General features: G+C 40.1%; 13 protein-coding genes. 8 read left to right on the top strand and 5 right to left on the bottom strand.

Annotated features, from left to right (window positions below; all coding sequences use genetic code 11):
- Positions 1-17: 17 nt before the first annotated feature.
- Positions 18-482, bottom strand: a complete 465-nt coding sequence (locus tag L5B90_RS09680) for a threonine/serine exporter family protein (RefSeq protein ID WP_250351572.1) — start codon at positions 480-482, stop codon at positions 18-20.
- Positions 479-1,267 (bottom strand): threonine/serine ThrE exporter family protein, encoded by a 789-nt coding sequence (locus tag L5B90_RS09675; RefSeq protein WP_250363600.1) that lies wholly within the window; start codon positions 1,265-1,267, stop codon positions 479-481. Before L5B90_RS09675 ends, L5B90_RS09680 begins: the two co-directional genes overlap by 4 nt.
- A gap of 158 nt (positions 1,268-1,425) precedes the next feature.
- Between L5B90_RS09675 and proB the strand changes: the two genes are divergently transcribed.
- The gene (gene proB / locus L5B90_RS09670; protein WP_265762786.1) at positions 1,426-2,529 is read left to right on the top strand and encodes a glutamate 5-kinase; all 1,104 of its coding nucleotides are present in this window, start codon (positions 1,426-1,428) and stop codon (positions 2,527-2,529) included.
- Positions 2,530-2,707: 178 nt separating this feature from the next.
- Here proB and galM read toward each other — a convergent pair whose 3' ends face one another.
- Genes galM through galT form a run of 3 tightly spaced genes read right to left on the bottom strand, consistent with a single transcriptional unit; the run spans position 2,708 to position 6,000 of the window.
- Complete coding sequence (gene galM / locus L5B90_RS09665) at positions 2,708-3,784, bottom strand: galactose-1-epimerase (protein ID WP_250363598.1); 1,077 nt, start codon at positions 3,782-3,784, stop codon at positions 2,708-2,710.
- On the bottom strand, positions 3,778-4,935 hold the full coding sequence (gene galK, locus L5B90_RS09660; protein ID WP_250363597.1) for a galactokinase: 1,158 nt from the start codon (positions 4,933-4,935) through the stop codon (positions 3,778-3,780). Before galK ends, galM begins: the two co-directional genes overlap by 7 nt.
- A 21-nt stretch (positions 4,936-4,956) precedes the next feature.
- Positions 4,957-6,000, bottom strand: a complete 1,044-nt coding sequence (gene galT, locus L5B90_RS09655; protein WP_265762785.1) for a galactose-1-phosphate uridylyltransferase — start codon at positions 5,998-6,000, stop codon at positions 4,957-4,959.
- A 220-nt stretch (positions 6,001-6,220) separates the two neighbouring features.
- Between galT and L5B90_RS09650 the strand changes: the two genes are divergently transcribed.
- From L5B90_RS09650 to tenpIN, 7 genes are all read left to right on the top strand, one after another.
- Complete coding sequence (locus L5B90_RS09650; protein WP_265762784.1) at positions 6,221-7,222, top strand: substrate-binding domain-containing protein; 1,002 nt, start codon at positions 6,221-6,223, stop codon at positions 7,220-7,222.
- A gap of 204 nt (positions 7,223-7,426) precedes the next feature.
- A complete protein-coding gene (mglB, locus tag L5B90_RS09645; RefSeq protein ID WP_250363594.1) occupies positions 7,427-8,419 on the top strand; it encodes a galactose/glucose ABC transporter substrate-binding protein MglB in 993 nt (330 codons plus the stop codon).
- A 69-nt stretch (positions 8,420-8,488) separates the two neighbouring features.
- Positions 8,489-9,994, top strand: coding sequence for a galactose/methyl galactoside ABC transporter ATP-binding protein MglA (mglA, locus tag L5B90_RS09640; protein WP_442778776.1), 1,506 nt, complete (start codon positions 8,489-8,491; stop codon positions 9,992-9,994).
- An 18-nt stretch (positions 9,995-10,012) separates the two neighbouring features.
- Positions 10,013-11,023 (top strand): galactose/methyl galactoside ABC transporter permease MglC, encoded by a 1,011-nt coding sequence (mglC, locus tag L5B90_RS09635; RefSeq protein ID WP_250351581.1) that lies wholly within the window; start codon positions 10,013-10,015, stop codon positions 11,021-11,023.
- 208 nt (positions 11,024-11,231) lie between these two features.
- The gene (locus tag L5B90_RS09630) at positions 11,232-11,531 is read left to right on the top strand and encodes a type II toxin-antitoxin system TacA family antitoxin (protein WP_250351582.1); all 300 of its coding nucleotides are present in this window, start codon (positions 11,232-11,234) and stop codon (positions 11,529-11,531) included.
- A complete protein-coding gene (locus L5B90_RS09625; RefSeq protein WP_250363592.1) occupies positions 11,528-12,043 on the top strand; it encodes a GNAT family N-acetyltransferase in 516 nt (171 codons plus the stop codon). The genes L5B90_RS09630 and L5B90_RS09625 overlap by 4 nt, the downstream gene beginning before the upstream one ends.
- 466 nt (positions 12,044-12,509) lie before the next feature.
- Complete coding sequence (gene tenpIN, locus L5B90_RS09620; RefSeq protein ID WP_265762783.1) at positions 12,510-12,980, top strand: type III toxin-antitoxin system TenpIN family toxin; 471 nt, start codon at positions 12,510-12,512, stop codon at positions 12,978-12,980.
- Positions 12,981-13,339: the final 359 nt, after the last annotated feature.

Genomic DNA, 13,339 nt, shown 5'->3' with positions numbered 1-13,339 from the left:
TTACTTTGCTTTGGCTATTATATTACAGGTTTTTGTCGATAGAACAATAAGCCCGGCAATGCCAAACCAAAAACTAATGCCCCTAGAATAAATCCCGTTTTAATAAAATAATCAATCATTTGTGCAAATAACACATCAGAAAAACCATAATGGTGAATTTGCACAATCGCGATCATCGCTTTATAGGCATAAACGCCGGGAATCATCGGGATAATTGCCGCAACTGTAAATACTTTAGGATGGGCAAGATAGCGATGCGATAAATGCACGCCAATAAAACCAATTAAACTGGCTCCAGCAAAGGTCGCAAATACTAACGGCACATCAAAATGCACCAATAAGGTACGCAAGCCGTGTCCTAATGCGCCTAAAATTGCACAATATTTCAATGCCTTAGGGGGAACATTGAAGACTAAGGCAAAGCCCACCGCAGGAATAGCGGCGAAAAACATATCATCTAATAAATTAAGCAACAAGGTCATTTTAATTCTCCCCAATAGGGAATATTTAACAGTGCAAGGGCAAAGACAATACCTAAGCAAGCACCAAAGGTGAGAATGGTGGCAATGGTCCAACGCCCTAAGCCCATTCCAACGTGGCCTTTGAGAATATCTGCGAGGGAATTGATCAATGGAAAACCCGGCACAAGTAAAAGCACGCTCGAAGCAAGGGCAATTTGCGGATCATTGCCTAATTGATATTTCAACGCCATTCCTGAAATAATTGAGGCGATAAAGGCGGTAATTGAAAAGACAATGATCGGATTATAATGGCGATGAGCAAGGGATTGACGAATAAACATTGCAATTGCAGCAGCAACAAATGTTATCACCGCAATCCTACTATCGCCCCCAGATAAATGGGCAAAACAAGCACAAGATAACCCAATCATTAGCACCACAAGAGAGCGGTTATATTTAAACGGTTTAATTTGCTCAAGGCGCTTTTTTACTTGGTGCAAATCATAAATACGATGCTCCGCCGTAATCACTACGCGTTGCACTTCCGTAACAATATGCATATTAATGCCTTGATCCACATTCTTGCGTGCAGTGGTAATGCAATGATTATGATATAGCGTGGTAATAATCACCGCATTCGGCGTTAAGGCACATTCAACACTATCCATTCCTAAAGCTCGCCCTAATCTATGCGACATTTGTACCACAACCGCACTTTCTGCACCGTGTTGAAGTAGCATTAATGCCACTTTTATACATAATCGTGTTACTTCACGTTGGCGTTCAATATGATTTTGTTCTGACATTTCAATTGCGCTGGGTTGATTAAAAAATGATGCTATTATACCCTGTTTTGAGTAATAAAAATTGTTTTAAATCATACAAAGTGCGGTGAAAATTTAATGAAATTTTTCGCATTTAATGATAGGGTTTGGCGCATTCAACAGTAACAGGAAACTCCCTTATGGAACAAAAGAAAACCATTGTCGTGAAGTTTGGCACAAGTACCTTAACACAAGGTACAACCAAACTTCATCGTCCACATATGATGGAAATTGTACGACAAATCACCCAACTACACCAAGCAGGCTTTCGCATTATCATTGTTACCTCTGGCGCAATGGCGGCAGGACGAGATTATCTCAACCACCCGCAACTCCCGCCCACTATTGCCTCAAAACAATTATTAGCCGCCGTGGGGCAAAGCCAGCTTATTCAAACGTGGGAACAGCTTTTTTCTATTTACGATGTTCATATTGGGCAAATTTTGCTTAGTCGAGCCGATATTGAAGATCGCGAGCGTTTTCTCAATGCACGAGACACCCTTAACGCCTTATTAGATAACGGCATTATTCCCGTGATTAATGAAAATGATGCAGTAGCCACCGCCGAGATTAAAGTTGGTGATAACGATAATTTATCGGCGCTTGTGGCGATTTTGGCACAAGCTGAACAACTTTATTTGCTCACCGATCAGCAAGGCTTATTTGATAGTGATCCAAGAAACAATCCGCAAGCGAAATTGCTTTCAGTGGTGGAAAAAATCACCGATGCGATTCGCCAAATCGCAGGCGGAAGTGGCACAAATCTTGGTACAGGCGGAATGTCCACAAAAGTGATCGCCGCAGATGTTGCCACCCGTTCAGGCGTGGAAACCATTATTGCACCGGGTAATCGCCCAAATGTAATTGTGGATCTGGCTTACGGCGAAAATATTGGCACCAAATTTACCGTGCAAACAGATCGCCTTGAAAGCCGTAAACAATGGCTTTTTGCCGCGCCATCAGCAGGCACGATTATCATTGATGAAGGCGCAACAAGTGCGGTGCTAATGCAGCATAAATCTTTACTTCCAGCAGGCATTGCACAAATCGAAGGGCGTTTTTCTCGTGGCGAAGTGGTAAAAATCCAACAGCCTAACGGCAACGTTATTGCCCTTGGAATTCCACGCTACAACAGCGATGCGTTAAATTTAATTAAAGGCAAAAAATCACAAGAGATTCCACAAATTTTGGGCTATGAATACGGCGCTGTCGCGGTACATCGTGATGATATGGTGGTGTTGTAGAGGTATTTTGGAAAAAACTACCGCACTTAGAAAAGAGCGGTAGTGTTATCACGTTTTTTATTCTAAGGCATTTTCCCAAAAGCTATCTTGATGCCAATTCTCAGGCATTCCCATACTAAACAAAGCGGGTTGAGGGTATTTATCTATTAGTCCCTTTAATCGTTTTGCCCAACTGAATTTAAGGTTTACGATATAGTATTTCAGGAACGGTTAATCTCCCTCTACTTAGTTTTTTAATCTTAAATTGATACTCAATCCACTGCCGATAAGGCTGATTTTTCTTGCTTATTCCACCGTATTTTTGCCACTCTGGATGATTAGGGGTATCAGGCAAACATTCTGGCTCAAGGGCGATACCTTGATAATCTTGGTAAGTTCCCCCTAAACGAGTTGGTGTGCCAGCCAGATAATTTCCTGTGTAGATTTGTAACGCTGGCTGCGAGGTGGAAACGCTAAGGGAAATTTGGCGATTACTAGAATGCAATATGGCACAAGGCTGTGTGCCATTGAGTAAAAAGGCGTGATCGTAGCCTTTAGTAAGTCGTTGTTCTTGCTGTAAAAAATCTTGAGCAATCATTTTTGCTTGGCGAAAATCAAAACTTGTGCCTTGCACCGCTTTGAGAGGGGCATTCGGAATACCTTGTTGATCAACCGGTAAGAATTGCTCACTATTAAGTTGTAACCAATGTTGGCGTACATCTGCGCCAGCGCTGGCATCATCTAAATTAAAATATGCGTGGTTGGTTAAATTAAGTGGCGTATCTTGATCACAAATGCCCTCAAATTCAATACGTACTTGATTTTTTTCAGTTAAACGATAAGTCACCTTCACCTGTAAATTACCGACAAAGCCCTGATCGCCATTGGCAGAAAAAAGGGAAAATTGAACAAAATTATCACCGCACTTTTCTACTTGCCAGCGACCTTTGTCAAACCCTTTACCGCCGTGAAGTTGATGTTTGCCTTGATTAGCATTGAGATAAATCGTTTTACCATTTAAGCGAAAGCGACTATTGGCGATGCGATTAGCATAACGCCCCACCGTTACCCCTAAATAGGCTTGCTGTGTGAGATAATCCTGTATATGGCAACCTAGCAGTACTTCTTGTAATTGATTATTCACGGGGATTTTACAAGAAAGCCACGTCGCCCCCCAATCCATTAATTGAATGCACATTCCTTGTTGATTGGTTAGCGTAAATAGCTTAAAGGGCTTGCCATCTGGCGCAAGCCCGGTGTGCGATTGTCTTAACATACTGAAACCCCTTGTGAGGCGGTGCAAACATAGAAATCTTCTTTTAGCCCTGTTTGTTTTTCATAATTTTCGCTAATAAGCTGGCGTACCGCTGCAACTTTTTCTTGTGGCGCAACCACCACAATACAGCCACCAAAACCGCCCCCTGTCATTCTCGCCCCGCCTGTGTTGCCAACGGCAAGTTGAGCGAGTTCGACTAAGTAATCAATTTGTGGCACGGTAATTTCAAAATCATCACGCATTGACTCGTGAGATTGTGCCATTAATTTCCCCAGTTTACTGAGATCGCCTTGTTTTAAAGCCTCAACCGCAGCAAGCACACGGGCATTTTCAGTAATAACGTGCTTGGCTCGCTTGGCGACGATAGGATCAAGTGCGGTAAGTTTTTCTTCCATTTTATTGAACTGTTCCACTGACACATCTCGCAAGGCTTTCACGCCAAAAAACGCGGCGGCTTTTTCACATTGTGTGCGACGAGTATTGTATTCACCGGCGACTAAATCGTGTTTAACGTGAGAATTAACAATCATCACAGCTACATCATTTGGTACAGGCGTGGGTTGGGTTTCAAGACTGCGGCAATCGATCATCAGTAAATGATCTTTTTGCCCAAGGGCAGAAATCAGTTGATCCATATTGCCACAATTCGCTCCAACGAATTGGTTTTCTGCTTGCTGACCGATCAACGCCAATTGAGTATCGCTAAGCGGAAGCTGGGCAAGCTGTTGGCAAAATTTGCCGATAGCCACTTCCAATGAAGCGGAAGAACTTAGCCCAGCAGAAAGTGGCACATTACCACTAATCACCAAATCAGCCCCTTGCTGGAAATGAGGACATTGCGCTTGAATAAATTTCACCACCCCACGCACATAGCCCGTCCACTTATGTGCAGGATTTGTTTCAATGGGCTTGGCGAGATCAAATTCATCAAACGCATCAAGATCAGCGGCATAAACCCGAAATAAGCTATCATCACGCTTTGCACCACATACTGCCGTGCCATAATTAATGGCGCAAGGCATCACAAAACCGTCATTGTAATCCGTATGCTCACCAATAATATTAACGCGCCCAGGAGCATAAACACGGAGATCAAAAGTGCGGTGAAATTTTTCAGAAAATAAGTGTTCTGCACGTTGTTGTGGGGTCATTGATTGTCTCCTTCTTTTGATTTAGCGTAATTTGTAATGAATATCGCTTAAAGCCCGTAATCTTTCTGCGGCTTGTTCTGCGGTGAGATCACGTTGGCTTTCCCCAAGCATTTCATAGCCCACCATAAATTTTCGCACCGTAGCAGAACGTAATAATGGGGGATAAAAATGGGCGTGTAGTTGCCAATGTTCATTTTCTTTGCCGTTAAATGGCGCAAAATGAAAACCCATTGAATAAGGGAAAGAGGTTTCAAACAGATTATCATATTTGGTGGTCAGCAATTTCAAGGCAAGTGCCAAATCTTGCTGTTGCTCAGGGCTGAGTTGTGCAAAATTTTTACGATGTTGTTTAGGGAGTAATAAGGTTTCAAATGGCCATACCGCCCAATAAGGCACAAGGGCAACCCAATGTTTGGTTTCCACCACAATACGTTCTTTCAGTGCCAATTCTCGTTGTACATAATCCACCAATAGCACTGAACCGTATTTTTCAAAATAACGCTGTTGAGCCAGATCTTCCTGCGCCACTTCATTGGGAAGAAAACTGTTCGCCCAAATTTGCCCGTGTGGGTGTGGATTTGAACAGCCCATTGCCGCCCCTTTGTTTTCAAAAATTTGTACCCAATGGTAACGCTGACCTAGCTCATTGAGTTGAGCTTGCCACACATCAATTACATCAGCAATTTCTTCTACGCTCAGTAAGGGTAAGGTTTTGCTGTGATCAGGTGAAAAACAAATGACACGACTTTCCCCTTCTGCCGCGGCGGTTTGAAACAATGGATCATCACTAGGTGCGGGCTTAGGTGTTTGTTCTAACAAGGCAGAAAAATCATTTTTAAAGACAAAAGGTTTGTGATAATCAGGATTTTGCTCACCCGTAATACGCTTATTGCGCGGACAAAGATAACAATCTGGATCATAGCTTGGTTTTTGCGCTTCTTCATTTTTCTCTTGCTGACCTTGCCACGGACGTTTTGCGCGGTGGGGAGAAACCAGCACCCAACGGTCAATCAATGGATTATAGCGGCGGTGTGGATGATCTGCCGCAACAAATTGTTCAGACATAATTATTCTCCCTTATCAAAAAGATGAAAGCGGTTACAAAAAGAAACTGCTATAAAATAGCAGATTGCCAAAAATAAACTATTAACTAGATCACAAATTGAGAAATAAGTCGTCTTTTTTTGTGATGGAGTTTTCATTTTTTAAAGTAAGCGTTTTCAATTAGAAAAAATTCTTTATATGATAAGTGCGGTATAAATTTTTCGCATTTTTAGGGGAGAAGATGATTACAATTCGTGATGTGGCAAAACAGGCGGGGGTTTCCGTCGCAACGGTTTCTCGTGTGCTGAATAATCATTCTTCCGCCAGTGAGAAAGCCCGTCTGGCGGTACAAAAAGCGGTGCAGGAACTGGGTTATCACCCTAATGCGAATGCACAAGCGCTCGCCCTGCAAAACACGGAGACCATCGGCGTGGTGGTAACCGATGTTACCGATCCTTTCTTTGCGATTTTAGTTAAAGCGGTGGATAAAGTGGCGGAACAGCATCAAAAAAGTATTTTGATCGGTATTGGTTATCATAATGCAGAAAAAGAACGCCGTGCTATTGAAACCTTGCTACGCAAGCGTTGTAGTTGCTTAGTGGTTCACGCCAAAGCCTTGAGTGATGAAGAATTAAGCCAATATTTAAGTCGCATTGCGGGAATGGTGGTGATTAATCGCGTGGTGAAAGACTATGAAAATCGTTGTGTGAGCCTTGATAACACCAAAGGCACATTTATTGCCACAGAAAGTTTAATTCGCCTTGGGCATAAAAATATTGGCTATATTGGTTCTAATCATCAAATCAGTGATGAAGCGGAACGTATTCAGGGCTATTTAAATGCCCTTGAACAATATCATTTACCCGCCGTCACTCATCGTATTGCACATAGCTCGCCTGATTTTGAAGGGGGTGAGCAGGCGATGATCCATTTATTGAGTTACAATTCTGATTTAACCGCCGTCGTCGCCTATAACGATACAATGGCAGCAGGAGCAATTTCCGTATTAAATGAAAACAATATCAACGTGCCGAAACAATTTTCCATTATCGGGTTTGATGATATGCCCATTGCCCGCTATTTGATCCCTAAACTTACCACCATTCGCTATCCGATTGATTTAATGGCAACTTATGCGGCTAACTTAGCGTTAAGCTTGGTGGATAACCGCGTTAATACACCGATTCATACGCAATTTAATCCAACCCTAGTCAGACGATTTTCCACAGAACCTTGTGATTAATTTATGATCACCGTCACATTTTTAAACATTTTTTTGTAATCGTTTCCATTAATGTGAGAGGGATCACAGTCTTAACAATTATTTTTCGTTATGCTCTGTTCTGTTATTGAATTTATTTCATAACAAATCCTTGTGCTGTATGAAATAAATTTAGCAGTATGCACAACCTCTTTGCGATTATTTAATCCATTTAAGGAGCTATCTATGAAAAAAATGCTATTAAAAACCACCGCACTTGCTGTGGGCTTAGGTCTTGCTGCAACAACAGCACAAGCGGTGAACCGAATTGGTGTAACGATTTACAAATATGACGATAATTTTATGTCTTTAATGCGTCAAGAAATTGATAAAGAAGCAAAAACACTTAAAGACGTTGAATTATTAATGAACGATTCACAAAATGCCCAATCCGTGCAAAATGACCAAGTAGATGTGTTGATCTCTAAAGGGGTGAAAGCTCTTGCCATTAACCTTGTGGATCCCGCGGCTGCGCCAACCATTATTGGCAAAGCAAAAGCGGAGGATATTCCGGTGGTGTTCTTCAATAAAGATCCGGGCGCAAAAGCCATCGGAAGTTATGAACAGGCTTATTATGTGGGGACAGATCCAAAAGAATCAGGCGTCATTCAAGGGCAACTTATCACCAAGCACTGGAAAGCTAATCCAGCCTTTGACTTAAATAAAGACGGTAAAATTCAATATGTACTGTTAAAAGGTGAACCCGGTCACCCAGATGCCGAAGCACGAACCAAATATGTGATTGAAGAATTAAATAAAAATGGCATTGAAACCGAACAGCTTTTTATTGACACAGGAATGTGGGACGCAGCATTAGCGAAAGACAAAATGGACGCGTGGTTATCCAGCTCTAAAGCGAATGATATTGAAGTGATTATTTCTAATAATGACGGTATGGCAATGGGTGCATTGGAAGCCACCAAAGCACACGGTAAAAAATTACCGATCTTCGGTGTGGATGCCCTGCCTGAAGTGTTGCAACTGATCAAAAAAGGGGAAATGGCAGGCACCGTGTTAAATGATGGCGTAAACCAAGGTAAAGCCGTGGTGCAATTAGCCAATAACTTAGCTAACGAAAAACCCGCGACAGAAGGCACACAATGGAAATTAGAAAGTAAGGTTGTGCGTATTCCTTATGTGGGTGTCGATGCAGATAATCTAAATGAATTTCTAAAATAATATGCGTTACATATAAGGGGAGAATGGCTCCCCTTTTCTATGAGGTTGGCTATGAAAGAACATACACCAATGCCACAACACCAAGAGATTTTACTGACAATGACCAATGTAAGTAAAACCTTCCCCGGTGTTAAAGCCCTCGATCGGGCAAATCTCACCGTCCGTTCACATTCTGTTCACGCCTTAATGGGAGAAAATGGGGCGGGCAAATCCACCTTACTTAAATGCCTATTTGGCATTTATGCCAAAGATGAAGGGGAAATTCTCTTTTTAAATCAACCTGTTAATTTTAAAACATCAAAAGAAGCGCTAGAAAATGGCATCTCAATGGTTCATCAAGAACTCAATTTAGTTCGACAACGCAATGTAATGGATAATCTTTGGTTAGGACGCTATCCGCTAAAAGGCATTTTTGTCGATCACGCTAAAATGTATCACGATACCAAAGCGATTTTTGATGAATTGGATATTGATGTAGATCCGAAAGAAAAAGTGGCAAATCTCTCTGTTTCACAAATGCAAATGATTGAAATTGCAAAGGCTTTTTCTTACAACGCAAAAATTGTGATTATGGATGAACCCACTTCCTCCTTGTCAGAAAAAGAAGTGGAACATTTATTTAAAATCATCGAAAAACTCAAAGCACGAGGCTGTGGGATTATTTACATTTCGCACAAAATGGACGAAATTTTCAAAATTTGCGATGAAATCACTATTCTGCGTGATGGCAAATGGATCAACACCGTGCCAGTCAAAGGCAGTACAATGGACGAAATTGTGGCAATGATGGTAGGGCGTGAGCTAACTCAACGCTTTCCTGCAAAAACCAACACACCACAAGAAGTCATTTTAGACGTGGAACATCTCACTGCTCTCAATCAACCGTCTATTCAAGATGTGAGTTTTCAGCTTCGTAAAGGGGAAATTCTAGGGATTGCAGGGCTTGTAGGGGCAAAACGCACCGATATTGTCGAAACCATTTTCGGGGTACGCGAACGTAAAGCGGGTGAAATTAAATTGTACGGAAAAACAATGAAAAATCGCACCGCACTTGAAGCGATTAACAATGGTTTTGCTTTAGTCACAGAAGAACGTCGCTCTACGGGCATTTATGCCAACCTAAATATTGAATTTAACTCATTGATTTCAAATATGAAATCCTATTTAGGTCGATTAGGTTTATTAAGTGGCAACAAAATGAAAAGCGACACCCAATGGGTGATTGATGCAATGAATGTGAAAACCCCTTCACACAAAACCACCATTGGTTCGCTGTCTGGTGGAAATCAACAAAAAGTGGTGATTGGGCGTTGGTTGCTCACCCAGCCAGAAATTTTAATGCTTGATGAACCCACTCGAGGCATTGATATTGGTGCAAAATTTGAAATTTACCAATTGATTATGGAACTTGCCAAAAAAGAGAAAGGCATCATTATGATTTCTTCCGAAATGCCCGAACTGTTAGGCGTAACCGACCGAATTTTAGTGATGAGTAACGGAAAAGTGGCGGGCATTGTCGAAACCGCCAAAACCTCACAAGAAGAAATTCTGCAACTTGCAGCGAAATATCTCTAATTTAGAAGGAAATGAATTATGTCAGCTTTAAAATCGAATAAATCGCTTGATTTCCTCAAACAAAATGCCATTTATTTTGTCCTCTTAGTCTTGCTTGGTATTATTATTATGCAAGATCCAAGCTTCTTAAGCTTACGAAATTTCAGTAATATTCTGACCCAATCTTCGGTTCGTTTAATTATTGCACTCGGTGTTGCAGGCTTATTGGTTACACAGGGAACCGACTTATCCGCTGGGCGTCAAGTGGGCTTGGCTGCGGTAATCTCTGCCACACTTCTGCAAGCAATGGATAATATGAACCGTGTTTTCCCTGATTTAGGTGAAATCCCGATTCCTGTGGTGATTTTAGTTGTCTGCTTTGTTGGTGCAATCATTGGCTTGGTTAATGGTGTAGTTATTGCTTACCTGAATGTTACTCCATTTATTGCCACAATGGGAACGATGATCATTGTTTATGGTATCAACTCGCTTTATTACGATGCCGTTGGCTCATCACCAATTGCAGGTTTTAATGAACAATTTTCAACCTTTGCTCAAGGTTTTTTCAGAATAGGAAGTTTCAAATTATCCTATATCACCATCTATGCAGCAATTTGTGCCGCTTTTGTTTGGGTGCTATGGAATAAAACGCGTTTTGGTAAAAATATTTTTGCTATTGGGGGAAATCCAGAGGCCGCTCGTGTGTCAGGGGTGAATGTAACCCGTAACCTTGTCGCCATTTATATGATTGCAGGAATATTTTACGCATTTGGTGGTATGCTGGAGGCAGGACGTATCGGCAGTGCAACGAATAACCTTGGTTTTATGTATGAACTTGATGCCATTGCAGCTTGTGTCGTGGGAGGTGTTTCTTTCGCAGGTGGGGTGGGTACCGTAATGGGCGTTATTACCGGCGTGCTTATCTTTACTGTCATCAATTATGGTTTAACCTACATCGGCGTAAACCCTTACTGGCAATATATTATCAAAGGGAGCATTATCATCTTCGCTGTTGCCATTGACTCGCTTAAATATGCGAAGAAAAAATAGCGACAGTGCAGAAAAAACTTGTGAAAAAATCACCGCACTTAATTCTTCTCTTCCCCTCTTTATAAAAGAGGGGAAGCTATTTTTAGGAATAACGAACCGTATCACTGTGCCGATTTACTGCACTGATTGAGTTGGCAATATCTTCGTTGATTTGTACGTCTATCAGCCGTATAATTCTTGTTAGAGATTTAATTTATGGAGAGGAAAAATGATGAAGGCAATGGCAAAAGCAAGATTGGAAGCTAAAGTAAATTTAGATATATATCAAATAATTAAGCAAGCAGCAGCAATTTCAGGGCGAACATTAACTGACTTTGTTGTGAGTGTTGCTTACGAAGAAGCTAAAAAAACGATTTCAGAGCATCAAGTTTTACATTTAACATTAAATGATCAAGCATTACTTATTGAAAGTTTAAGTAAACCATTTGAGCCTAATCAATCAATGAAAAACGCACTTGATTTGTATCAAGAATATTTATCTACCTCCAAGGAGGTTAAAGTGAAATGATAAATAAGAACTTAAAAGATTTACGAGTGCTTCCCTTAGAGGAATTACAGATTAAGAGAAATACTTTTTCTTGTTGTAATAAAGAATTAGAAAAATATTTTTACCAGTATGCTTCTCAAGATGTAAAAAAGGGATTGGCAAAATGTTTTGTACTTATAGATGAAAAACAATCCAACATTATTGGATACTACACCTTATCCGCATTGTCTGTATCTGTTTCAGATATTCCGCAAGAAAGAGTTAAAGGTATTCCATACCCTAATATTCCGGGGGTGTTAATTGGGCGATTAGCCATTGCTGATTATTTTCAAAAGCAAGGATACGGAAAATTTTTGGTTGTAGATGCGATGTACAAGATAAAAAACACGAATGTAGGTGCTGCAATTTTAGTTGTTGAGGCAAAAGATGATAATGCTTTTTTATTTTATAAAAAATTAGGTTTTATCGAATTTAAAGATCTCGAGATAAAGCATAGAAAATTATTTTATCCGCTTACAAAAATCATTAAATAGATGAAAATCCCCTCCTAAGAGGGGATTTTCATTTGTATTATACGATCTAAATAAACGTTGATTGTGTTATCCCACAGGTAGGGGCGGACCGATGTGCCGCCTATATACCATTTTCAATAATATACGTTGATTTTTTTACAAAGCAGTTAAGTTGGGAGGCTTTAGCCCACCGAAAGGATAAATTGTGTCGAACGGTGGGCTAAAGCCCATCCTACCCAAACATACTATAAAACAAAAAAAACCTTGCGATTAGGCAAGGTTTCTTCTATTGAGCTATGTATTTATTAACGTGGGCATACTCTAGCACCACAAATTTCATCTATTGAGCTATGTATTTATTAACGTGGGCGTACTCTAGCACCACGTCTCTATAATAAGAGTTAAAAAAAAAAAATCAAGCATTATGAATTTGTTATTTTCTGGTAAATGATAAAATACACATACGGAATATAGAACGGTTAATAAAATGTTAATAAAACATCTTGATCTACAAATTGATCTTTTATCACAACGTTTTTTTACAGAGAAAGCCCCTTTACTGAATGAAATACTTGAGAAAGACAATCGTCCTTATTGTGTATTATTAGTACAAGTTAAGGGCGTTAATTTCGCATTGCCATTAAGAACAAACTTACCGCAACCAGATAATGACAAAATCTGTTTTAAAACAGTACCAAATGAGAATGGGGGCTTTAAAGGCATTGATTTTACGAAAGCAGTTATTGTTGATCTGCATAGTGATATTATGAATAAAACTATTCAACTTAGAGATAAACAAGAATTTCTTCATATTCAAGGTAATGTGAAAAAGATCACGCGTCATTTTAAGAAGTTCGTTGAACGGTATATCACTGAAATGAAAAACAACCCTAAAGCACCGAGTAATGATTTCCGATTTTGTACATTATCCAATTATCATCTTGAATTGAATATTTAGTAAAGTAGCTAAGTAGCAATTGTTTTTCATTACAAAAACTTACCCAAAAAACACCGCACTTAATCTTTCTTACATTAAATAAGATAACGCATTAAACGGGCAGACACATCGGTCTGCCCCTACATTAAATATGTGAAGCAATGTTGCATTAGCATTGTGGTTATCGGGCAAATCTTTAATGAATGCTACATTATTACGGTTAAGCAGCTTGAACATTTTGCTTAGGTAATAATTTATCTTGTTATAAATTTTCTATTTCTCCCAATCCTTTTTTGAAGAAAAATAACTTTTTTGTAGATTTAATTGTTGATTGTTATAAATAGCTGCTTAAAAAGTGCAATAAGTTATAAGAACTTCTT

It is taken from the genome of Avibacterium sp. 20-129, assembly GCF_026226845.1.
Taxonomy (GTDB): Bacteria; Pseudomonadota; Gammaproteobacteria; order Enterobacterales; family Pasteurellaceae; genus Avibacterium.
This window is presented reverse-complemented; position numbering and strand designations above follow the sequence as displayed.

Bases quoted from the DNA above. Each gene is read 5' to 3' on its own strand.
- L5B90_RS09680 (WP_250351572.1), bottom strand. From the start codon at position 482: ATGACCTTGTTGCTTAATTTATTAGATGATATGTTTTTCGCCGCTATT.
- L5B90_RS09675 (WP_250363600.1), bottom strand. From the start codon at position 1,267: ATGTCAGAACAAAATCATATTGAACGCCAACGTGAAGTAACACGATTA.
- proB (WP_265762786.1), top strand. From the start codon at position 1,426: ATGGAACAAAAGAAAACCATTGTCGTGAAGTTTGGCACAAGTACCTTA.
- galM (WP_250363598.1), bottom strand. From the start codon at position 3,784: ATGTTAAGACAATCGCACACCGGGCTTGCGCCAGATGGCAAGCCCTTT.
- galK (WP_250363597.1), bottom strand. From the start codon at position 4,935: ATGACCCCACAACAACGTGCAGAACACTTATTTTCTGAAAAATTTCAC.
- galT (WP_265762785.1), bottom strand. From the start codon at position 6,000: ATGTCTGAACAATTTGTTGCGGCAGATCATCCACACCGCCGCTATAAT.
- L5B90_RS09650 (WP_265762784.1), top strand. From the start codon at position 6,221: ATGATTACAATTCGTGATGTGGCAAAACAGGCGGGGGTTTCCGTCGCA.
- mglB (WP_250363594.1), top strand. From the start codon at position 7,427: ATGAAAAAAATGCTATTAAAAACCACCGCACTTGCTGTGGGCTTAGGT.
- mglA (WP_442778776.1), top strand. From the start codon at position 8,489: ATGCCACAACACCAAGAGATTTTACTGACAATGACCAATGTAAGTAAA.
- mglC (WP_250351581.1), top strand. From the start codon at position 10,013: ATGTCAGCTTTAAAATCGAATAAATCGCTTGATTTCCTCAAACAAAAT.
- L5B90_RS09630 (WP_250351582.1), top strand. From the start codon at position 11,232: ATGATGAAGGCAATGGCAAAAGCAAGATTGGAAGCTAAAGTAAATTTA.
- L5B90_RS09625 (WP_250363592.1), top strand. From the start codon at position 11,528: ATGATAAATAAGAACTTAAAAGATTTACGAGTGCTTCCCTTAGAGGAA.
- tenpIN (WP_265762783.1), top strand. From the start codon at position 12,510: ATGTTAATAAAACATCTTGATCTACAAATTGATCTTTTATCACAACGT.